General features: G+C 59.0%; 16 protein-coding genes. 1 reads left to right on the forward strand and 15 read right to left on the reverse strand.

Features of this window, described 5'->3' with window-relative positions; genetic code table 11:
* Nucleotides 1-9: 9 nt before the first annotated feature.
* The 4 genes from LAT62_RS00575 to LAT62_RS00590 all read right to left on the reverse strand — a co-directional run bounded on the left by LAT62_RS00575 (nt 10) and on the right by LAT62_RS00590 (nt 5,523).
* Entirely contained in the window at nt 10-1,929 is a 1,920-nt protein-coding gene (locus LAT62_RS00575) for a methyl-accepting chemotaxis protein (protein WP_293377293.1), read from the reverse strand.
* Between the two features lie 221 nt (nt 1,930-2,150).
* Nucleotides 2,151-2,972, reverse strand: coding sequence for an ion transporter (locus LAT62_RS00580; protein ID WP_293377296.1), 822 nt, complete (start codon nt 2,970-2,972; stop codon nt 2,151-2,153).
* A gap of 50 nt (nt 2,973-3,022) precedes the next feature.
* A complete protein-coding gene (locus LAT62_RS00585) occupies nt 3,023-3,973 on the reverse strand; it encodes an NAD(P)-dependent oxidoreductase (RefSeq protein ID WP_367120505.1) in 951 nt (316 codons plus the stop codon).
* 17 nt (nt 3,974-3,990) lie between these two features.
* Nucleotides 3,991-5,523, reverse strand: a complete 1,533-nt coding sequence (locus tag LAT62_RS00590; protein WP_293377469.1) for a BCCT family transporter — start codon at nt 5,521-5,523, stop codon at nt 3,991-3,993.
* A 392-nt stretch (nt 5,524-5,915) separates the two neighbouring features.
* On the opposite strand from LAT62_RS00590, the gene LAT62_RS00595 reads away from it, so the two are divergent.
* On the forward strand, nt 5,916-6,524 hold the full coding sequence (locus LAT62_RS00595; protein WP_293377302.1) for a BON domain-containing protein: 609 nt from the start codon (nt 5,916-5,918) through the stop codon (nt 6,522-6,524).
* Nucleotides 6,525-6,536: 12 nt separating this feature from the next.
* Here the strand turns inward: LAT62_RS00595 and LAT62_RS00600 are convergent, their stop codons facing one another.
* The 11 genes from LAT62_RS00600 to LAT62_RS00650 all read right to left on the reverse strand — a co-directional run bounded on the left by LAT62_RS00600 (nt 6,537) and on the right by LAT62_RS00650 (nt 21,600).
* Nucleotides 6,537-7,448: an ROK family protein gene (locus tag LAT62_RS00600; RefSeq protein WP_293377305.1), complete on the reverse strand. Its 912-nt coding sequence runs from the start codon at nt 7,446-7,448 to the stop codon at nt 6,537-6,539.
* Nucleotides 7,449-7,574: 126 nt separating this feature from the next.
* Complete coding sequence (locus tag LAT62_RS00605) at nt 7,575-8,993, reverse strand: FAD-dependent oxidoreductase (protein ID WP_293377308.1); 1,419 nt, start codon at nt 8,991-8,993, stop codon at nt 7,575-7,577.
* Between the two features lie 5 nt (nt 8,994-8,998).
* The gene (gene gltB, locus LAT62_RS00610; RefSeq protein ID WP_293377311.1) at nt 8,999-13,453 is read right to left on the reverse strand and encodes a glutamate synthase large subunit; all 4,455 of its coding nucleotides are present in this window, start codon (nt 13,451-13,453) and stop codon (nt 8,999-9,001) included.
* Between the two features lie 138 nt (nt 13,454-13,591).
* Complete coding sequence (locus LAT62_RS00615) at nt 13,592-15,061, reverse strand: AAA family ATPase (protein WP_293377314.1); 1,470 nt, start codon at nt 15,059-15,061, stop codon at nt 13,592-13,594.
* Between the two features lie 4 nt (nt 15,062-15,065).
* Complete coding sequence (aroB, locus tag LAT62_RS00620) at nt 15,066-16,154, reverse strand: 3-dehydroquinate synthase (protein ID WP_293377317.1); 1,089 nt, start codon at nt 16,152-16,154, stop codon at nt 15,066-15,068.
* Entirely contained in the window at nt 16,151-16,684 is a 534-nt protein-coding gene (aroK, locus tag LAT62_RS00625; protein ID WP_293377320.1) for a shikimate kinase AroK, read from the reverse strand. Before aroK ends, aroB begins: the two co-directional genes overlap by 4 nt.
* A 6-nt stretch (nt 16,685-16,690) precedes the next feature.
* Entirely contained in the window at nt 16,691-18,769 is a 2,079-nt protein-coding gene (pilQ, locus tag LAT62_RS00630; protein ID WP_293377323.1) for a type IV pilus secretin PilQ, read from the reverse strand.
* Nucleotides 18,770-18,786: 17 nt separating this feature from the next.
* Nucleotides 18,787-19,332: a pilus assembly protein PilP gene (locus LAT62_RS00635; RefSeq protein ID WP_293377326.1), complete on the reverse strand. Its 546-nt coding sequence runs from the start codon at nt 19,330-19,332 to the stop codon at nt 18,787-18,789.
* Complete coding sequence (locus LAT62_RS00640; RefSeq protein WP_293377329.1) at nt 19,332-19,961, reverse strand: type 4a pilus biogenesis protein PilO; 630 nt, start codon at nt 19,959-19,961, stop codon at nt 19,332-19,334. The genes LAT62_RS00635 and LAT62_RS00640 overlap by 1 nt, the downstream gene beginning before the upstream one ends.
* Nucleotides 19,958-20,521 carry a PilN domain-containing protein gene (locus LAT62_RS00645; RefSeq protein WP_293377332.1) on the reverse strand — a complete coding sequence of 188 codons (564 nt, stop codon included), beginning with the start codon at nt 20,519-20,521 and terminating at the stop codon, nt 19,958-19,960. Before LAT62_RS00645 ends, LAT62_RS00640 begins: the two co-directional genes overlap by 4 nt.
* The gene (locus tag LAT62_RS00650) at nt 20,518-21,600 is read right to left on the reverse strand and encodes a pilus assembly protein PilM (RefSeq protein ID WP_367120507.1); all 1,083 of its coding nucleotides are present in this window, start codon (nt 21,598-21,600) and stop codon (nt 20,518-20,520) included. The genes LAT62_RS00645 and LAT62_RS00650 overlap by 4 nt, the downstream gene beginning before the upstream one ends.
* Nucleotides 21,601-21,707: the final 107 nt, after the last annotated feature.

Consider the following 21,707-nt stretch of genomic DNA (forward strand, 5'->3'; position numbering starts at 1 on the left):
TGGTCTGCCTTATTCCAGCGTCTGCAGTTCATCAGCGAATGATGCGATCTCTTCGGTAGCCCGCGCCAGTTGATCAGTACTCTGACCCTGCTGCCGCGCTGCTGCCGCGGCTTCACTGGTGGCCTGTGAGGCTTCTTCAGCGGCACCGGCAATCTCTTCTATGCCTTTGGTCGCCTCTTCAACGGATGTATTGATCTGGTCAGAGGCTTCGATGACTTCCCTGTTGCTGCTGATCACCTCGTCCATGGCACTTTCCACATCGCGCAGGTCACGCACTGTGTGCGCATGCTTGTCGGCATCCTGAGCAGCCGCATCGCTGATATCATCCATGATATGGCGCACGCGGGAGATGTCGTCTTCTGCAGATTCGATCACGCTCAGAATGCGCTCGGCGTTTTCGTTGGCATCGTAGGACAGATTGCGGATATCGGTGGCAACAACAACAAAGCCCTTGCCATGCTCACCGGCGCGAGCCGCTTCGATGCCACCATTGACGGCCAGCATGCTGGTCTGGATATTGACCTTGTCGATGGTGTTCATCACCTTGTTGATACGACGAATCAACCCTTCCAGTTCGGTAATCTGCTCACGCGCCATGCGCACTTCTTTCACCCCGGCCTGAATGTTCTCGGCCAGAGTCTCCACCTGTTCCCGGTTGGCCTTGATCAAGTCACCGGCTTCATCGCCTGCCTTGATCATGCCTTTCACCAATTCGGAGGCCTGACGGGCGCCGGCTTCCAGTTGCCGCACTGCGGATGACCCACTGCCAGCCGCTTCGGCCTGCTGCTTGGCGCCGCGACTGATCTGCTCGATCGCCGTGGCGACCTCAGCCGAGGACCGGTTGATCTCCTCGATGGCTGCCGCCAGATCTTCCGTGGCCGCCGCGACTTCCTCGCCGCTCTTTTCCGATTCACTGCTGATTTTCAGATCTTCGGTGAGGACAGCCAGGTTCTGGGCACTGTCGCGCCCCTGACGCAGGGCCTGATTCTGCTGCTCGACCATGCGAATGGCTTCTTCACAGGCCGAGGCCTGCTCTTCCGCAGCAGCGGCTATGGTTTCCGACTCGTTGCTCAGCAAACGCACACCCTTGAGTGATTCGGACACCGCTCTGGCCACACCTTCGCCTTCGGTGACCATGCGGTCCATGGCGGCGCGAACCTGATTGAGCTGTTCGACCACATTGTCGGCTGTTTCCATATCCTTCTTGCTCGACTCGGCAGACCGGTTGGTTTCATCCACCAGGGTCTTGACCTTGGTTTGCACCTCTTCCACCACCGTCTGAATGGTGTTGGCCGAGTTCTGCGAAGTTTCCGCCAGGGCACGAACTTCATCCGCCACCACCGCAAACCCACGACCGTGCTGACCGGCACTGGCCGCCTCGATGGCTGCATTGAGGGCCAGAAGATTGGTCTGGTCGGCGATATGAATGACCGCTTCAACAATCTCCCCGATTTCATCCGAACGCTTGGACAAGAGTTCTGCAGCCTCGACGGCACGCCCCTGGCGTCGAATCGACACCCGAATGGACTCGATCATGCCCTCGACCATCTCACTGGCCGTTTTGACCCGCTGCTGCATGCGCTGCAACCGGCGGGCAGCCTCCTCGGAAGCTTCATTCTGGCTTTCGATCGCTTCGCCAACCTGGCGAACGACCTGATTGGTTTCCTGGACCGCACCTGACGCCTGCTCGGCGCCAGCGGAAATCTGTGTCATGGAGGCCTGTAGCTGCTCCGCCGCAGCGGAAATCTCACTGGTCCCCGTGTTCAACTGGGTCACCGCAGCGGCAATGCGCTCGGCCAATTGCTGCTTGCGCGCCAGCGTACGCGCTCGGCGCCTCGCCTTCAGAGCTTCATCCTGCTGCCCGGCTGGACGAGCAGTCTCTGGTGAGCTGGAGGCAGTCCCGCCGGACTGATTACGAACAAGAGCCATAGCAGGGTCTCCGTAATGACATTTAAACTGACAATTGCTGGACCCTCGCTGGTCCAGAGAACACAGCAAGGGCAAGTCAAGACTGTATCGCCCAATAGGGCGATTAGTTTAGGTGATGCTTGCGCGAAAGCATGCAAGTCTCGCTTTGGAGTGCACGCCAGTCCCGCTTTTTAGAAGTACTGACCAGACAGGCAAATGGATCAGTCGTGCCGAGCAAACATTTAACGGTGGTCGATTTTTTGCTCTATCCGAGTCAGTTGCTCGGTCAGTAGGGACACATCTCGGCGCAAGGCAGCAATCTCGGCCGCTTCACCTTCACCGGACTCGAACGCAGCCTGAGCGCTCTCCTTCTGCATGACCTCGAGCACGATACCGATCATCATGTTCAGGAACACAAAGGCGTTGAGGAAGATAAAGGTCAGGAAATATATCCAGGCCCATGGGAAATACTCCATGGTCGGATACAACACCGCCGTGGCCCAGCTTTCAAAAGTCGCCACCTGAAACAGGGTCAGCATCGCAATGGAGACATTACCCCATAGCTTCTCGTCGACCTCGTGAAACAGAAAACTACCGACAGCACCATAGATATAGAAGATGATGAACATGAGCAGTACCACATAGCCCATGCGCGGAATCGCCTTGAGCAGTGCGGCGACCAACACACGCAATTCGGGAATCAGGGATACCAGGCGCAACACGCGGAATACCCGCAGCAGGCGGGCCAGCAACACCATCTCCGAATCATCAATGGGGATCAGGCTGGCCACCACAATAATGAAATCGAAGACGTTCCAGCCGCCCTTGAAGAAGTTTCGCAAACGGCGTTCGGCGGCCATCCTGATCAGGATTTCAATCAAAAAGAACAGGGTTATCCCGGTATCCATCCAGTTCAGGATAATGGTATAGCGCGTCGTCTCCTCGTAGGTTTTGGCACCGATCAACAGCGCCGACACCACGATGACAAAGATGACAAAGGCTTCGAACCACTTATTGGAACGCAAGCGCTCAAAGCGCTTGCGCCAGACAACCATGCGCCGCATCGAACTGCTACTCGTTGAGTTTCAGGCGCGCATTATACGGAATAGTGCGCTCATTTGTCCTTACGAACCGAGAGAATCAAGGCTGAGGTATCGCTGCGCCCATGGCCGGCTTGCTGCAATTGGCCATAGGCTGCCTGCACTCGCTGTGTCAGCGGCAGATCCAATCCATGACGAGAGGCCTCAGCCAGCGCGATATCCAGATCCTTGCGCATCCAGTCGATGGCAAAACCGAAATCAAAGCGGCCCTCTGTCATGGTGCCTGCCCTGCTCTGCATCTGCCAGGAACCCGCGGCACCGCCCTTCAGAGCAAGTACCAGTTGCTCGATGTCCAGGCCGGCCTGCTCGGCCAGCACCAGCCCCTCACTCAGGCCTTGCAGAATGCCGGCAATGCAGACCTGATTGACCATTTTGCAGCGCTGGCCCTGACCCACAGGGCCCATCAGTTCAGCATGCTGCCCGTAACAGTCCAACACAGGTCGCACCCGATTGAACACGGCTTCATCAGCACCACACATGATGGTCAGCCGACCGTTTTCAGCACCCGCCTGGCCGCCCGACACCGGCGCATCCATGAACTGGATGCCCTGGTCCGAACAGGCAGCTTCCAATTCCTCTGCCAGCACCGCTGAAGTCGTCGTATGATCAATCAGCACGCCGCCGGCCTTGAGGCCGCCCAGCACACCGTCGGCACCATAAATAACACTACGCACATCGTCGTCATTGCCCACACAGACACAGACCACCTCTGCCTGCGCCGCTGCTGATGCAGGCGTCGCCGCATGCGTACCGCCATACTCGGCAACCCAGCGTTCCGCCTTGTCAGAGGAGCGATTGTAGACCGTGACCTGATGCCCGGCGCGCTGCAGATGCCCGGCCATGGGGAAGCCCATAACGCCCAGGCCGATAAATGCTATGTTCAAAGCTGACATGGTTCGCTGTCTCCTGAAGGGATCACTGAAACGGAAAAAGCCCGGCGGATGCCACATCCGCCGGGCTTTCATTTCACCACAAAGCGGCTTCAGTTACCCGCTTTGACAGCCTTTTCCGCGGCCAGCAGTTTGTTCTCATGCATCAGTCCCTTGACGATGCTGACACACATCAGTATCAGGATCACGGCAAACGGGAAGCCGGTTGCAATCGAGGCGTTTTGCAGCGCCGTAAGACCGTCGCCGCCGCCGCCGAACAACAGGGCTGCTGCGATCATACCTTCAACCACCACCCAGAAGACACGCTGGGCCTGCGGCGCGTCGATCTTGCCGCCCGCAGTGATGCTGTCGATCACCAGGGACCCGGAATCCGACGAGGTCACGAAGAACACCAGTACCAGAATGATGGCGATAAAGGCCGTTATATTGGCCAACGGCAGATTGTCCAGCATATGGAACAGTGACAGGTCAGCGTTGGTGATGCCGTCGGTACCCAGAATGCCGATACCTTCAGCAGCCTGATGCAGCCCGTTGCCGCCCAAAGCACTCATCCAGACGATGGTGACTGCCGTCGGCACAATCAGCACCGCGGTCAGGAACTCACGAACCGTGCGGCCCTTGGATACGCGGGCAATGAACATGCCGACGAAGGGTGACCAGGAAATCCACCAGGCCCAGTAGAACACGGTCCACCCGTAGTAGAAGGTCTCGTCTTCCCGCCCGAAGGGATTACTGAGCGGGAGGATATACTCGACATAGGAGGTGGTGGTCGTGAACAGGTAGCTGAAGAAGGTCGCCAGACCGCCCACCAGTATCACGAACAACATCAGTGCACCGGCCATGGCGACGTTGATGTTACTGAGGATCTTGACCCCGCCATCAATGCCGCGCATGACAGAAATAAGTGCCAGGAAGGTCACGCCGATGATGATGCCAATCTGGGTTCCCAGATCCGCTGCAATGGCATCGTTGGTCAGGTATGCGATACCACCGGCAGCCTGCTGCGCACCGAACCCGAGCGACGTGGCCAGACCGAACAGCGTGGCCAGTACAGCGAGAATGTCGATGACGTGGCCGATCGGACCCCAGACACGCTCACCCAGCAACGGGTAGAAGGTGGAACGGATGGTCAGTGGCAGGCCCTTGTTGTAAGTGAAGAACGCCAGCGCCAGCGCCACTACGCCATAGATGGCCCAGGGGTGCAGACCCCAGTGATACATGGTGGCCCCCATGGCCGCCCGTGCATCGCCCGCCTCGGCATTCAGCGGAGTACCGAACCATTCAGTAAAATACCCGACAGGCTCGGCAACTGCCCAGAACATCAGGCCGATACCCATACCGGCAGCGAACAGCATGGCAAGCCATGATGGGGTCGAGAAATCCGGTTTGGCATCCTCACCACCCAGGCGTATTTTGCCCACTGGCATAAAGATCAGCGCCAGACAAAACAGGACGAACAGGTTGCCGGCCATCAGAAAGGCAAAATCGAAGTTGTTTTCGAAGAACTCTCGCAAGCCGCCCATTACTCCGCCCATTGGGCCCGGCGCAATGATGGTTGCAACCACGAATACCAAAATCAGTAACGCCGCGGTTATGAACACCGGATTGTGAATATCCAGCCCCATTGGGTTTATGTTGTCCTGACCGGCTTGATAGTCTGTATCGTATTCTTCTTTTAGTTGTTCCAGATCTTGTTGTTCACTCACTGCCTGTCCCCCACATGCATTGATTGTTTAGGGCAAAGAGACTGTAAATTCCTTCCCTTCTCCCATACTAGTCACCAACAACAAAAACTACAAAGTACGATTTGTCGTATTGCGACACTAACAGGCCCGAAACTAACATGCCCTGCTGGGAGAATTAAAGTGGGACGACTGGATACAGGATGGGAAAGCTCAACTCGGGCCTGCTTCCAGACCCTTCATTCAGCCACTGTCTGGCGGGCGAGAGCAGCAGGCCCTGGCCCGCTTGTGTTATCCTGACCAACAAGTTCATTCTTTGCACACATGGAGTTTTCATGAATCGTTTTAACCGGCGCATCGTCGCCGGCCTGCTGACACTCGGGTTGATCATACCTGCTGCGACGGCCTCTGAAGCCTCGGACGACCAGATCAAGGGACGGGTTGAAGCCGCACTGATGCTGTCACCCGTGCTCAGCGGTCGTAACATTACGGTCGAGATTTCGGAGGGCATGGTGACGCTGTCAGGCGTCATTGGTAACTCGACGGAGCGCGACCTGGCACAGCAGGTAGCGGCAAGCATGCCAGGCGTCGAGGGCGTCGAAGAAGATCTGGAACTGCAACAGGGCAATGACGCTTCTCCTGATGCCACCCAGAGTGCGCAGCTTCGTGAATCAGCCTTTTTCGACTGGCAGCAGGCACATATAGCCACCAAGTTGCGTCAGGAATTTGCCGACAGCCCAGCCATTGAGGGTGAAGACATCACCTTCATGCTGGACGGAGAAACATTGGTTCTTGAAGGTGAGGTCGACACAGAATTGGAGCGCATGGTCGCAACGCAACTGTCTCAGCGCCTGGATGAAGTCTCGGTGGTGGACAACCGCCTGAATGTCCGTGAAGAAGCAGCGGCGGCAGAGCCGGTTGAAATGCCCGGTGAAGAAGACTGAGCGGGCGCCCGCTCAGTCAATCGGGTTTAGCCATGCGGCTCCACGGACCCCACTGGAGTCGCCATGCAATGCCTTCACCACCGGTGTGTCGCACTCGCCACCAAATACGTAATCAGGCAGTAGTTTGGGCACGGTAGTGTAGATGGCATCGACATTGGAAACACCCCCACCAACGACAATGACGTCGGGATCCAGCACGTTGACAACATTGGACAGGCCGCGTGCCAACTGGTTCATATAGTCGTCCAGTACCCGCTGGGCGACGATTTGACCGGCTTCGGCGCGCTGTGCGATTTCATGCGACTTCAGTGACTCGCCGGTCGCCAGTTCGAAACTCCGCGCCAGGCCGGTTCCCGACAGAAAGGTTTCATTGCACCCCATTCGCCCACAGTGGCAGGGACGGCGGCGCAACTCATGCTCGGACGTCCAGGGCAGAGGGTTGTGCCCCCATTCTCCAGCCACGCCGTTCGGCCCGACGAGCGGCTGGCGCTGGACACTTATCCCCGCCCCGCAGCCAGTACCGATAATGATGGCAAAAACCGTTTCGTAGTCCTTGCCGGCACCGTCCGTTGCCTCTGACAAGGCCAGACAGTTGGCATCATTGGTGACCTTGACGTCACGCTGAAGGCGCTTGGACAGGTCTTTCTGCATCGGCTGGCCATTCAGCCACACTGCGTTGGCATTTTTCACCTTGCCGGTCCGCCGCGAAACCGTGCCGGGGATTCCCACACCGACAGGAATATCTTTCAGGCCGGCTGCCTTTTCGGCCTGCCCGACCAGGTCCACCAGCACGTCGAGGGTACCGTCATAGTCGCCTTTGGGTGTTGGCAACCGAGTGCGGAAATGCTCCTCACTGTCACCACTGAGCAGAATCACTTCTGCCTTGGTGCCACCAAGATCGATACCGATACGAAACTGAGTCATGCTGAAGCCCCTGCTGGCGGTTCTTGTTGTCGGAAGTGCTTGTACACAGCCACTCCAGCGCTGCAGTTTACCTCATGCAGCAGTGGCGACCAAGCCGAAGCACCGCCACAGACAAGCGCCGTCCGTTCAGATATCCAGATAGTCCAATATGCCCTCTGCTGCCTTTCGCCCTTCATAAATGGCCGTAACCACCAGGTCGGCGCCGCGCACCATGTCGCCGCCTGCGAATATCTTCGGATTCGAGGTCTGGAACGGATATTCCCTTTGCTCGCCAGTAACCACTCGCCCACCGTCATCGGTTTCAATGGACTGCGGCTCAAACCAGTCGACCGGGCCAGGCTGGAACCCAAACGCAATAATCACCGCGTCAGCCGGTATGATCTCTTCGGAACCGGGGACCGGTGTGGGACGACGACGACCTTTTTCGTCAGGCTCGCCGAGTTCCGTGGTCACCAGCTTGACGCCCTCGACCTTGCCGTCGCCGACAATAGCGACCGGCTGTCGATTGAACAGAAAGCGCACACCTTCCTCACGCGCATTGGACACCTCCTTGCGCGAACCCGGCATGTTCTCTTCGTCCCGACGATAGGCGCAGCTAACGGAGCGGGCACTCTGCCGGATCGAGGTACGGTTGCAGTCCATGGCGGTATCGCCGCCGCCCAGCACAACCACATTCTTGCCTTTCATATCGATGTAATCGGCAGGATCCTTTTCGAAGCCGAGGCATCGATTGACATTGGCGACCAGGAAATCCAGCGCCTTGTGCACGCCGGGCAGGTCTTCACCCGGGAACCCCCCGGTCATCGCATTGTAGGTGCCCATGCCCATGAAGACGGCGTCATAATCGCGCAGCAGCTCGTCAATAGTGACGTCATCACCGATACTGGTATTGAGACGGAATTCGATGCCCATCTCTTCGAATATCTTGCGCCGCCGGGCCATGACACTTTTTTCCAGCTTGAATTCCGGGATGCCGAAGGTCAGCAGCCCCCCGATTTCCGGATAGCGATCGAATACCACCGGATGCACGCCGTTACGCACCAGCACATCCGCACAACCCAGCCCGGCCGGGCCAGCCCCGATGACGGCCACCTTGCGCTCGGTCCAGACCACGTGGGACAGGTCCGGTTTCCAGCCCATGGCGAAGGCGGTGTCGGTAATGTACTTCTCGGTAGAGCCAATGGTGACCGCGCCGAAACCGTCATTCAGCGTGCAGGCGCCCTCGCACAGGCGATCCTGTGGACAGACCCGACCACAGACTTCCGGCAGCGAGTTGGTCTGATGACTCAATTCTGCCGCGGCAAAGATGTTGCCCTCGGCCGCCAGCTCCAGCCAGTTGGGAATATAGTTGTGCACCGGGCACTTCCATTCGCAATAAGGATTGCCGCAATCCAGGCAGCGACTGGCCTGCTGCTCCACCTCGGACTGGGTATAGGGGTCATAGATCTCCACAAACTCCCGCTTGCGCGCGACCAGCGGCTTTCTGTTCGGGTCCTGCCGTCCTACTTCTACAAACTGAAAGTCGTTCTTGTGTCTTGTGGTCATGATGCTTACTCCGGTCTGGCTCGGGTGTTGCTCAGCAACTGACTCAGGCTGGCGGCCTTGGGTTTGACCAGCCAGAACGAGCGCACAAAATCATCGAAATCGTACAGCAGGTCTTCACCCCACTGGCTGCCGGTTTCGGCCACAAACTCCTCGATCACACCATGCAGGTGCTGGCGGTATTCTTCCATGCTCTCCGGATGTACCCGCACCACATCCACCAGCTCCCGGTTGAACTTGTCCTGGAAGGTGTTTTCCAGATCCAGCACATAGGCGAAGCCGCCAGTCATGCCGGCACCGAAGTTGGTGCCCACCGACCCCAGAACCGCCACCATGCCGCCGGTCATGTATTCACAGCAGTGATCGCCGGCACCTTCAATGACCGCATGGCAGCCCGAGTTGCGTACTGCAAACCGCTCACCGGCGCGGCCGGCTGCAAACAGTTGGCCCCCGGTCGCCCCGTACAGGCAGGTGTTGCCCATGATGGCCGTTGCCTGGCTGGCAAAGGTCACCCCGGCCGGCGGACGCAGCACTAGCTTGCCGCCGGTCATGCCCTTGCCCACATAGTCGTTGGCGTCGCCATTCAGCGTCATGTGCAGCCCGCCGGCATTCCAGACACCGAAGCTCTGCCCCGCGATGCCGGTCAGACGCAGGTGAATCGGCTGCTCGGCCATGCCCTGATTGCCGTGGCGCCGGGCGATTTCACCACTGATTCTCGCCCCGATGGAGCGATCGCAGTTGGACACATCAAAGGTGAACTCACCCCCACTGGCCTGCTCGATGGCCGGCAACACTTCAGCCACCATCTGTTCGGCCTTTTCGCCCTGGTCGAAGGGTCGATTGCGCTCCCATGTGCAGATATGCGGCTTGTCGGCGGGCACTGCCGCATTGTGCAGCAGCGGCTCGAGGTCCAGCGCCTGCTGCTTGTCTGTCTCACCGGGACGACGCACGAACAGGTCTGTACGCCCGATGATCTCTTCCAGCGAGCGATAGCCCATCTCGGCCAACCGCTCGCGCACTTCTTCTGCCACGAAACGGAAATAGTGCTTGACCATTTCCACGGTGCCTATGAAGTGCTGCTGACGCAGGGCATTGTCCTGCGTGGCGACACCGGTAGCGCAATTGTTCAGGTGGCAGATGCGCAGATACTTGCATCCAAGCGCCACCATGGGTGCCGTACCAAAGCCGAAACTCTCCGCGCCGAACAGCGCTGCCTTGATCACGTCCTGGCCGGTCTTCATGCCGCCATCGGTCTGCAGCCTGACGCGTTCGCGCAGGTCGTTGCCACGCAGCGTCTGATGGGTCTCCGCCAGGCCCAGTTCCCAGGGCGACCCGGCATGCTTGATGGACGTCAGTGGCGAGGCCCCGGTGCCGCCATCGTAGCCGGAGACGGTAATCAGGTCGGCATAGGCCTTGGCGACCCCGGCAGCAATCGTGCCCACGCCGGGCTCCGAGACCAGCTTGACCGACACCAGCGCCTGCGGGTTGACCTGCTTGAGGTCAAAAATCAACTGCGCCAGGTCTTCGATCGAATAGATGTCATGGTGCGGTGGTGGCGAAATCAGCGTCACGCCCGGTACCGAGAAGCGCAGGCGCGCAATCAGCGGATTGACCTTGCCCCCGGGCAACTGCCCCCCCTCACCGGGCTTGGCCCCCTGCGCGATCTTGATCTGCAGCACATCGGCATTGACCAGATAATGGGGCGTTACACCAAAACGCCCGGATGCAATCTGCTTGATGCGCGACACCTTGTCAGTGCCGAACCGGGCCGGGTCTTCTCCACCCTCGCCACTGTTCGAGCGGCCGCCGAGTTCATTCATCGCCACGGCAAGCGCTTCATGGGCTTCCGGCGACAGGGCACCGAGGGACATGGCGGCCGTATCAAAACGCGGGAACAGCGCCTCGATAGGCTCCACTTGGCTGAGCGGTATCGGCTCCCGGTCGGATTTTATGTCCAGCAGGTCACGCAGAGTCGCCACAGGCCGGTTGTTCACCAGCGCCGCGAAGTCCCGATAGCGCGCCGCATCACCATGCTCGACGGCCTCGTGCAGCGACGTAATGACATCCGGATTATAGGCGTGATATTCCTCGCCATGCACATACTTGAGGTGGCCACCCTGTTGCACCGGCTTGCGGGCCTTCCAGGCATGCTTGACCAAGAGTCGCTGCTCCGCGTCAAAATGCTCGAAACGAGCACCCTGGATGCGGCTGGTCAGCCCGTTGAAACAAAGGCTGATGATCTCGTCCGACAAACCCACACCTTCGAACAACTGCGCACCGCGATAAGAGGCCAGCGTCGAGATGCCCATCTTGGACATGATCTTGAACAGGCCCTTGTCGATGCCCTTGCGGTAGTTGCGTGACAGCTCATGCGGGTGGCCTTCGAGATGACCGCTGCGCAGCTCGGCGTCGATGATTTCATAGGCCAGATACGGATAGATGGCCGTCGCGCCAAAACCGATGGCACAGGCAAACTGATGCGGATCCCGGATGGCCCCGGTGTCCAGCACGATATTGGCATTGGTGCGCAGGCCCTGGTCTACCAGTCTGTGGTGGACCGCGCCGGTCGCAAAAACCGCGTGCACCAACAACCGGTCCGGACTCAGGTCCCGGTCTGACAGCACGATAATGATGGTGCCATCGCGCACGGCCGCCTCGGCCTCATCGGCCACCCGGTTGATCGCCTGCTCCAGGGTTTCCGCCGGGTCATAGGTGAGATCGATGGTGGCATGCCGATATTCCGGCTCTTCCCGGTGCATCAGGTTCTGGAACTTCAGGGGCGACAGCACAGGTGAGGTCAGAATCAGACGCTTGGCGTGCTCGGCAGAAGGCTGAAACAGATTCCGCTCAGGCCCCAGGCAGCTTTCCAGTGACATCACGCAGGCTTCGCGCAAAGGGTCTATGGGCGGGTTGGTCACCTGGGCGAACTGCTGGCGGAAATAGTCGGTCAGGGGTCGTACCCGCTGCGACAGCACCGCCATCGGGGTATCATCACCCATCGATCCGACGGCTTCCTGAGCATTTTCAGCCAGCGCACCAATCACGGTATTGCACTCTTCCCGTGTCACCTGGAATTGCTTCAGGTAGGTGTTCAGGGTCTCGCCTTCGATGGAGTAGCCGTCTGCTTCCTCGGCGAGATCAAGCCGAGACTGCAGGCGCACGGCATGCTCGCGCAGCCACTCCCGATAGGGGTGCTCGCGCTTCAAGCGGTCATCAATGGCTTCGGTTTCAAGAAAGTCGCCGGTTTTGGTATCAATGGCAACAATGCGCCCCGGACCGACCCGGCCTTTGGCGATGATGTCTTCCGGTTTGGCGGGGATCACCCCGGTTTCCGAGGCCAATGTGATGAAGCCATTGCGCGTACTCACCCAGCGCGCCGGGCGCAGGCCGTTTCGATCGAGCATGCAGACGGCGAAGCGACCGTCGGTCAGCACGATGCCGGCCGGACCATCCCAGGGTTCCATGTGCATGGAGTTGAACTCATAAAAAGCGCGCAGCCTGGAGTCCATGGTTTCAAAGTTCTGCCACGCGGGCGGCATTGCAGTGCGCGCGGCCCGGAAAATGCTCATACCCCCCAGCAGCATCAGCTCAAGCATGTTGTCGAGGCTGGAGGAGTCGGATCCGGTGGTGTTTACAACAGGCTGAAGCTCACCCAGGTCAGGGAGCAGGTCACTGGAAAAGGTGGCGGCGCGAGCCCGGGCCCAGTTGCGGTTGCCTTGGATGGTGTTGATTTCACCATTGTGGGCCAGAAGCCGGAACGGCTGCGCCAGCGGCCAGCGCGGGGCGGTGTTGGTCGAAAAGCGTTGATGGAATACCGCGATGGCCGTTTCCAGGTCAGGGTTGCCCAGGTCCTCGTAAAAGCGAGGCAGATCAACCGGCATCACCAGGCCCTTGTAGGCAATCACCTGCTCAGCCAGTGAGCAGATATAGAAGTCCTCATCGTCGACCATGGCTTGTTCTGCCTTGCGCCGCGCCACATAGAGCGCCACCGCAAAGCGCTCGCTGTCCATATCCTCGGGTGCCGATATAAAAATCTGGCGAATCGATGGCAAACAATCCAGTGCCATGGGCCCGCAGAACTCGGTGCGCACAGGCACATCCCGCCACCCATGCAGAGCCAGCCCTGCCGCCTGTACAGCCTGTTCCAGGGCCTCCCTCCCGCGCTTGGCCATCGCCTGTTGCGGGCTCAGGAAAATCATGCCCACGGCGTACCGCGCCGGCAACTCGGTATTCAGGGTCTCACGGGCAGCGGCGCGCAGGAAGGCGTCCGGCTTCTGCAGCAGCAGTCCGCAGCCGTCTCCAGTCTTGCCGTCGGCAGCAATACCGCCACGATGCGTCATGCAGCCGAGTGCTTCAATGGCGGTTTGCAACAACTCATGGCTCGGCTGACCTTCTCGGTGAGCAATCAGTCCAAAACCACAGTTGTCGCGGAAAGTCTTCGGGTCATACAGAGATTGGCTCATGAGGATACGGCGCCCGGCTGGTCAAATATTGGTCACACTGTGTCAACATGTTAATCACGCGGCCAGATGCTCACAATCGAACCCAGCGTAATTCCGGCTTTCAGAGGGTGGAAAACTGAATTTTAACGGTATAAAGACTTAGGGCAGGGCGCCCTGCAGAGAACCCAGGGTGCGCGGCCAGGGTGACAGAGCCTGCTGGGCTTCAGGCAGTTGCTCGATGGCAGCCCTGGCTTCATCACGGTCACTGTAGTTGCCGGTGACCAGCACATACCAGGGACTGTCGTCCATCTGGGTGCGCACATAGCCGGCCTGGTCCGGAGACAGCCCCTGCTGTTCGGCAAAAGCCAGGATATTGTCCTGGTCACGAGCACCCAGCAACTGAATGGTAAACCGCCCGCTGTCCGCTTCACGCAGCCAATTCGGCGCTTCCAGTGGATGATCTCCCGACGGAGCGGCAGGCGTCGACGGCTCCGGCGCGGGCTCCGGAGCCTCGGACTCAGCCAGATCGGCAAGCAGGTCCGGGTCGATCTCGGCACCGGCATCCGGAGCAGCATCAGCAGGGGCCGGATCGTCTGTCGATTGCTCCGCCCGCTCGCCCAGAGCTTCTTCCAGCCGGGAGCGCACTTCTTCGGCAGTATGATCGGCAAGGTCCGGATCAATGCCATCGGCGTCAGGCACGGGCGTCTCAGCTTCTGGCAGGGGTTCGGTCTGGAGGTCCAGTTCGGACAGGCTTTCGATGGCTGGCCCTTCTTCCGGTTCAGTGCCGGACTGGTACAGAGCCGCCAGGGCAATTACCGCGATCACGGCAGCGCCCGCGACCATGTGTGGCCAGGGCACAACGGTTGATCGTTTGCTCTTCTGCGCCGCCACAATCAGCGCATCCCGCACACCATCAAGGAAGGCACCGGGTCGGCCCTGACTCTGGCGATACAGACGCTTGAGCTGGTTGGCGTCAAGTGGAATGCCATTGTCGGCACCCGCTCGAATGAAATAGGACTGCAGCAGGTTGAGACTGTCATCGAGGCTCAGTGACGGCAGCTCGATCATCTGCGCCGAGGCAAAGCCCAGAGCCGACAGCTCCCGCTTTATATCGGCAGGGTCCGAGGCCAAACCCACCAGGCGCAGACCGGTTGTATTATCGATACCGCCATGCAGCACCGGACTCAGGCCCGCCAGCACATCGATCGGCAATTCATCAATATCGTCGATGACCAGCGTCGGTATCTTGCCCTGTTCATAGAGACTCTGGGTATGTGCCTGCAGCATCAATTGCAGGCGCTGAGTACTGTGCGACCGATCGGGATAAAGGTGAAACTGGGTGGCCAGGTCCCACAACAGCTCTTTGTCACTGCCGACAGAACTGACGTCCACCAGCACCAGGTCCAGTGTCTCGTCAAGCTGGCGAATGAATTGCTCAAGCAGGGTGCTTTTGCCGCTGCCGACGGGGCCGACCACAAAGAGGATGTCTTCTGAATAACTGAGCAGGTGCAGCAGGGTGTCAACGGCCTGTTGACGGCCGCCAACTGGCACGAAAGGCGGTTCGGCCAGATCGCCGAATGGGTCGCTTTTCAGACCGTAGTAGGCTACATAGGACGGCTGCTCTGGCATGCACTCAGCTCTGAAAATGGTCGATCGTCAGATACAGGTCTTCAACCCTGAAGTCGCTGGTCACTATCGCATGGCCAAGCGATTTTAACAACACCAGGCGCAGCACGCCGGATTCCACCTTTTTGTCTCTGGCCATCAATTGCAGGTAGTCATCGCGGGACATACCGTCAGGCGAGCGAACCGGGAGCTTCGCCTGCTCAAGCAGCGTGTGCACACGGTCGATCACGGAAGACTCCAGGTGCCCCATTCGACTGGACAGGTCGGCTGCCATCAGCAGGCCGGTGGCTACCGCTTCGCCGTGCAACCAGGCGCCATAGCCGGTCCAGGTTTCGATGGCATGCCCAAAGGTGTGACCCAGATTGAGGATGGCTCTGCGACCCTGTTCGGTTTCATCGTCGGCGACCACTTCGGCTTTCAGTGCACAGGAACGATAGATGGCTTCCGCCACCGCGCCTGGCTCGCGTTCGAGCAACTTGCGCCAGTTCTGTTCCAGCCAGACAAAAAACTCGGCATCGGCAATCAGGCCATATTTGAGCACTTCGGCCAGTCCGGCAGCGTACTCCCGATCCGGCAATGTCTGCAGCGTCAGGGTATCGATCAGGACCAGTTCCGGCTGCTTGAAGGCGCCGATCATGTTCTTGCCCAGCCGATGATTCACACCTGTCTTGCCGCCCACGGAGGAGTCGACCTGCGACAGCAATGTGGTCGGTATCTGAATATAGTTGACGCCCCGCTGATAGGCCGCGGCCGCAAATCCGGTCATGTCGCCGATCACACCGCCACCCAGGGCAAGCAGGGTGCAGCGCCGCGAGTACCCCAGCTCGAGCAGCCTGGTGAAAATCTCGTCCAGCGTTCCCATATGCTTGTGTTGCTCACCGTCCGGCAGGCTGACGTGCTTCACCCGCTGCACCACAGGTTGTTGCCGGAGCAACTCCAGCAGGTTCTGCAGATAGATGGGCCCCACGGTCTCGTTGGTGACCACCAGAATTTCGGGCGACAGATGCGGGGTCAGCAGTTCAGGTTGGCTGAGCAGGCCGGGCCCGATATGGATGTCATACTGGTGTGCAGGCAGATCAAGGCGCAGTGTTTTCATGAGGCTTTGTGGTTGGACCCGTGGCGGTAGATGTCGATAATGTGCTCGGCGAGCGCACGCGGATGATAGTGGTCTGTGTCCACCACAATATCGGCGATCGCAAGATAATGAGGCTCACGCTGCTGGAGCAGGTCGGTCAGGACTTTTTCCGGATCAGGCTTCTGCAGCAGAGGACGGCTGCGGTCTTTGCTGGTGCGGCGCAATTGAGCAGCGATGCTGGTGCGCAGATAGACCACAGTGCCGCGCTCACTGAGTACGGCCCTGTTCTCCGGCCGAATGACCGCACCGCCCCCGGTGGCCAGCACCTGGCCGGGCACCTGGGTCAGTTCTTCCAGCACCTGGGTTTCGCGCTGGCGGAAGCCGCCTTCACCTTCGAGATCGAAAATCCAGGGGATGTCGGCGCCTGCCCGCTCTTCAATGACCCGATCGGCATCGACAAAGGTCCAGTTCAGGCAGTCCGCCAGCAGGCGACCCAGGGTGCTCTTGCCGGCACCCATGGGCCCTACCAGAAACAAACTGCCTGCCGACAAGACCACTCAGTTGCCTGCTACCCGGTCCTCAATCAGCCGCGGAGTGATGAAGATGAGCAACTCATTCTTCAGCTCAAGCTGCGACGTACTGCGGAAGAAACGACCCAGCACCGGCAGATCACCGAGCACGGGGATCTTGTTGACCTCTTCTACATCTTCTACCCGATAGACGCCGCCCAGTACCAGGGTTTCACCGTCATCCACCAGCACCTGCGTGCGCAGTGTATTGGTATTGATGTTACCGGAGCCGCCACCGGCTGGAGAGTCCTGAACCACTTCAAGGTTCAGCATCACCCGATTGTCCGGCGTTATGCGCGGTGTAGCAGTCATGGACAGCACCGCATCCACGAACTCGGTGCCACCGTCAGGACCGGGGAACGGGATGGTGGTACCGGACGCGATCTCCGCCTCGTTACCGTCGGAAGTGATCAGCTTGGGTTGCGAGACAATTTCCGCCTGCCCGCGGCTTTCCAGCGCTGACAACTCGAGATCCAGGGCATAATCCAATGCCGCGAAACCTACGGTGAAGGCCGCCGCTCCCGGGTTGACCGGCTGCGGGATCGGGTTGACGCTGGTGTTGGTGGGCACGGCCACACTGTTGAAATCAGGCAGCGGGCCGCCGTCGTAGTAGTTGCTCCACTGGGCACCGATCTGGCGGAAATCGCCGGCCCCACCGATACCACCCGTGGTGATATAGCTGGTTGTCGTACCGCCGCGATTGACTGCACCGCCGCCCCAGCGAATACCCATGTCATTGGTGAATGACGACTGGGCAACCACAATGCGGCTCTCCAGCATCACTTGGCGGACCGGGCGATCGATAAAATCGATGGCCTCACGTATACGGATCAGGTTGGGTGCGGTGTCGCGCAGCAACAGGCTGTTGGTGCGCTGATCTACCGTGGCTGCACCGCGTGACGAGAGCAGATTCTCATCATCGCGAATGAAGCTCAGTACATCGCTGACCGTGGTGTAGTTGATCTGCACGAACTCGGTTTCGAGCGGTGCGAGTTCTTCCATGGCCTGCTGATTGGCCATGCGCTGTTGCTCCTGGTCGGCAATTTCCTGAGCCGGTGCAATCAACAGAACGTCGCCCTGGGCACGCTGGTCAAGGTTGCGCGCCGTCAGAATGATATCCAGCGCCTGATCCCAGGGCACATTGTCGAGCAGAATGGTGATGTTGCCGCCAACGTTGTCGGCAACTACCAGGCTCTTGCCGGCCGTATCGGCGATAATTTGCAGTACACGACGCAGCTCTACATCCTGGAAGTTGAAAGAGATACGCTCACCGGTGAAGGGGAAGTCGTCTTCTGCGGCCAACTGCTCTTCAGGCGTCAGACTCTTGACGTTGATCGCCAGGGTGTTGCCGGTCTGGAAGGCCGCGTAATCGAAATTTTCTTCCGGTTCGATTTCAATGCGGGTACCGGTGCCGACCTGGCGTGCCGTGATGTATTGAACCGCAGTGGAGAAGTCGAGAACGTCCAGTCTGCGAGCCAGGTTGTCCGGCAGAACATAGTCGGGAATGTCGACCAGAATACGGCCTCTGGAGCGGCTGATGTCCACATTCGCGCGGTTGTCCGACATCTGGATGCGAACCTGTGCCTCACCCTCTTCATTGCGCCGGAAGTCCAGGTCACGCACTTCGCCACTGGCTCTGCCCTCGCGCGCCACATCGGCCGTCGCACGGGCACCACCCACGGTGATCACCAGCTCATTGTCGCCCCGACGCACCACATCGTGGGGCTCGAGGCGGTTCAGGTTGAGCACCACTCGGGTGCGCTCACCGGACGTCAGAACCGTGGCTGCCCGCGTGTTGCCAAGACCGATATTGTAGTATCGGTCGGGCAGCGCACTGACCGTATCCGGCAGATCAATGGAGATTCGTGCCGGCTGCTGAATTTCATAAGACGTTGGCTCCGGTGCCGGGCCATCGAACTGCAGCGTGATTTCGGCGCGTCCGCCATCCAGACCGACGTAGCTGATGTCGGTCAGGTCGACAGACCAGGTCAGCGGCGCCAGAAACAGTCCGGCCAGCATGACGAGGCCACGACGCCAGGATTTTGTGCAGGCTCTGTAAGTCTTCATAATCGTTATCCCATGCCCTATTCGGCCAGACTGATCGTTTGCGGCCGCTCGAGCCAGCCGCCCCGCCCACTAGGGACGGTCTCTGTGAGTTGAATGCGACGGGGCGTAATGGACACGACCCGCCCGAAATTGGTACCCATATAATCGCCACCGCGCACCTGATGCAGCGTACCGCCGGGTGCGATCACCAGCGCCCGGATCGACTCGCCTTCACGCTGTACATGACCCACCATGCGCAGATCGTCGATGCTGTAGGCTTCCAGTGGCTGTGGGTCGCGGTCCTGATCCGGTGGTTCAACACCGGTATCTTCCGGTTCTTCTTCCTCTTCTTCCTGCTCCACGATAAAGGAGCGGAAGGGGCTGCGCAGATCTGCCGCAGCGTAGAAGAACAGTTCCTGCGATTCGTAGACCGGCACGTCCGGCACCTGCCCGCTGGGGCGATCATCCAGTTCGGCCATGCGCTGTCTGATATCACCGAAATCACGACTGGTATCGCAGGCTGCCAGCACCAGGGTGGCCGGCAGCAGCAGGATTGACCAGCGTCTGAACACCTTCAGGTTCATCAGTTGCCTCCTGCTGCTTCGTGGTACTGGTATGTCTTGACATCAATGCGCAGGCGCAGCCTTGGGCCGGCTGACCCCTGGTCGCCCGTGGGCTCCAGGGAGAAGTTGTGCAAAGTGACAATGCGCGGCAGCGCCGACATCCCAGAGACAAAGGCACCAATCTCGTGATAGCCCCCCACGGCTTCAAGGTCGAGCGGTTGCTCGATGAACAATTCGCGCTCCTGGGGGCTTCTGATGCTCAATTCATTGACGCTCAGGCCACTGAACTCTGCCGTGTCATTGATGTCCACCAGCAGATCGGGGATCTCGGTGTCATCCGGCAGTTGCCGCAGCACTTCTTCAAAGGTGCGCCGCATTTCTTCCAACTGGGACCGGTACTCTTCAAGGTTGGCCACCTGAAACGCCTTGCTCTCATAATCGTTCAGCAAGCGCTGCTCTTCGTTCTGCGACCGTTGCAGCGTGTCCTGCACGGGTTGCAGCAACATGAAATAGCCGATGGCGAGAATGCCACCCATGATAAGGATAACGAACAGCGCCTTGACCGGCACCGGCCAGACGCCCATGCGATCCCATTCGATATTGTTGAAATCGAATTCCTGCAACTGCTGCAGTGAGTCTTTCATGCTCATGCGTCGTCATCCTCCGCATCAGGCCGGGTTCGCGTCACCGACAGTTGAAAGCGATTGGCTGACTGGTTGCCGCTGCCCTGGGAAGTCACCGAGCCGAGGATCGGGTTGGTAAACCATTCGGAGTTTTCGAAGTTGCGCATCAACTGTGAAATCTGTGTGGTAGTGCGCGACATGCCGACAATCCGGATGGTGTCCCCCTGACTCTGCAAAGACGTGAAATAGACTTCTTCCGGCATCAGGCGGGCAATCTCGTCGAACACATGCACGATGATCGGACGATCACCCTGCAACTGCTGAATGACCTGCATCCGCTCTATCAACTCGGCGCGCTCCGAGCGCAGCGTCTGGATTTCACGAATATTTTCATCCATCACACTAAGCCGGTCCTGGATAAACTGGTTGCGCGCCTGCTGATTATCGACTTCGAGGCTGAGAAAGTAGTGTCCGGCATAGACCATCAGGCCAGCCAGCACAGCGCTGCCCACCAGGACCCGGACGAACTGGCCCTTCTTGCGCTGTCGTTCTGCCTCTCGCCAGGGCAGCAGATTGACCGTTATCATGCGAAGCTCCTCAAGGCCAGGCCACAGGCCACCAGCAATGACGGCGCATCGTTACTCAGATTGGCGGCATTCACCCGGTTGGCCAGACTCATGTTGGCAAAGGGGTTGGCCACCAGAGTCGGCGTGCCGATCTTTTCCTGCACCATATCTGCCAGGCCGGGAATGGCGGAGGTGCCGCCGGCCAGGAAGATGTAGTCAACGTCATTGAATTCTGTCGACGCGAAAAAGAACTGCAGGGAGCGTGCCACCTGCTGTACTGTCGCATCCTTGAAGGGCTCCAGGACCTCGGCATGGTAGTCATCCGGCAGGCCGCCCTGCTTCTTGGCCAGCCCGGCCTCGGCAACGGTCACCCCGTAGCGCCGCATGATCTCTTCCGTCAATTGTTTGCCACCGAACACCTGTTCGCGTGTGTAAACAATGCGTTCGCCGCTCATCACTGTGAGTGTGGTCATGGTGTGACCGACATCCATGACCGCAATGGTCAGGTTCTCAAGTGATCCGGTTTCGTTCAGGGAATCGCCCATTTGCGGCAAGAGTTCGCTGAAGGTGCGCAGCAGGGCATAGATTTCAACATCAACGACCTCGGCGGTCAGACCCGCCGCTTCCAGCGCCAGTTGCCGGTCTTCCACAATGTCTTTCTTGCTTGCGGCCAACTGCACTTCAACCATATTGTCACTGCGCGCCGATTGCCCGATGACATCGAAGTCCATGGCTACTTCGTCCATCGGAAAAGGAATATACTGGTCGGCGTCGAGCATGATCTGTTCTTCGATGTCTTCCTGCGACAGGTTGCGACTCATCTCGATGGTTTTGGTGATCACTGAAGAGCCGGACACGGCACAGGAGGCAGACTTGACCCGGGTGCGTATTTTTTGTAAAGCACGAGACACCGTGTTGCCCACGGCTTCCACATCGTTAATATGCTTTTCCACGACGGCATTTTCGGGCAGCGGCTCGACAGCATAGCCCTCGACCCTGTAGTGCTGGCCAGATCGGCTCAGCTCCAGTATCTTTACCGAGGTTGAGCTGATATCAACGCCCAACATGCTCTTGTTCTTTTTCTTGGTAAGGCCAAGCACAGGTTAGTCCTTATTAAGTCCGAACAAATCCAGAGTGCGACAAGTATGGCATCATTACTCTGAAGTACATTAGAAAGCACCGGAAGTGATTTGACAACTATCTGACG

This window comes from Natronospirillum sp., assembly GCF_022565775.1.
Lineage (GTDB): Bacteria > Pseudomonadota > Gammaproteobacteria > Pseudomonadales > Natronospirillaceae > Natronospirillum.

Bases quoted from the DNA above. Each gene is read 5' to 3' on its own strand.
- LAT62_RS00595 (WP_293377302.1), top strand. From the start codon at position 5,916: ATGAATCGTTTTAACCGGCGCATCGTCGCCGGCCTGCTGACACTCGGG.
- LAT62_RS00635 (WP_293377326.1), bottom strand. From the start codon at position 19,332: ATGAACCTGAAGGTGTTCAGACGCTGGTCAATCCTGCTGCTGCCGGCC.
- gltB (WP_293377311.1), bottom strand. From the start codon at position 13,453: ATGAGCCAATCTCTGTATGACCCGAAGACTTTCCGCGACAACTGTGGT.
- LAT62_RS00640 (WP_293377329.1), bottom strand. From the start codon at position 19,961: ATGAGCATGAAAGACTCACTGCAGCAGTTGCAGGAATTCGATTTCAAC.
- LAT62_RS00600 (WP_293377305.1), bottom strand. From the start codon at position 7,448: ATGACTCAGTTTCGTATCGGTATCGATCTTGGTGGCACCAAGGCAGAA.
- pilQ (WP_293377323.1), bottom strand. From the start codon at position 18,769: ATGAAGACTTACAGAGCCTGCACAAAATCCTGGCGTCGTGGCCTCGTC.
- LAT62_RS00585 (WP_367120505.1), bottom strand. From the start codon at position 3,973: ATGAAAGCCCGGCGGATGTGGCATCCGCCGGGCTTTTTCCGTTTCAGT.
- LAT62_RS00645 (WP_293377332.1), bottom strand. From the start codon at position 20,521: ATGATAACGGTCAATCTGCTGCCCTGGCGAGAGGCAGAACGACAGCGC.
- LAT62_RS00590 (WP_293377469.1), bottom strand. From the start codon at position 5,523: ATGGGGCTGGATATTCACAATCCGGTGTTCATAACCGCGGCGTTACTG.
- LAT62_RS00580 (WP_293377296.1), bottom strand. From the start codon at position 2,972: ATGCGGCGCATGGTTGTCTGGCGCAAGCGCTTTGAGCGCTTGCGTTCC.
- LAT62_RS00605 (WP_293377308.1), bottom strand. From the start codon at position 8,993: ATGACCACAAGACACAAGAACGACTTTCAGTTTGTAGAAGTAGGACGG.
- aroB (WP_293377317.1), bottom strand. From the start codon at position 16,154: ATGAAAACACTGCGCCTTGATCTGCCTGCACACCAGTATGACATCCAT.
- LAT62_RS00615 (WP_293377314.1), bottom strand. From the start codon at position 15,061: ATGCCAGAGCAGCCGTCCTATGTAGCCTACTACGGTCTGAAAAGCGAC.
- LAT62_RS00575 (WP_293377293.1), bottom strand. From the start codon at position 1,929: ATGGCTCTTGTTCGTAATCAGTCCGGCGGGACTGCCTCCAGCTCACCA.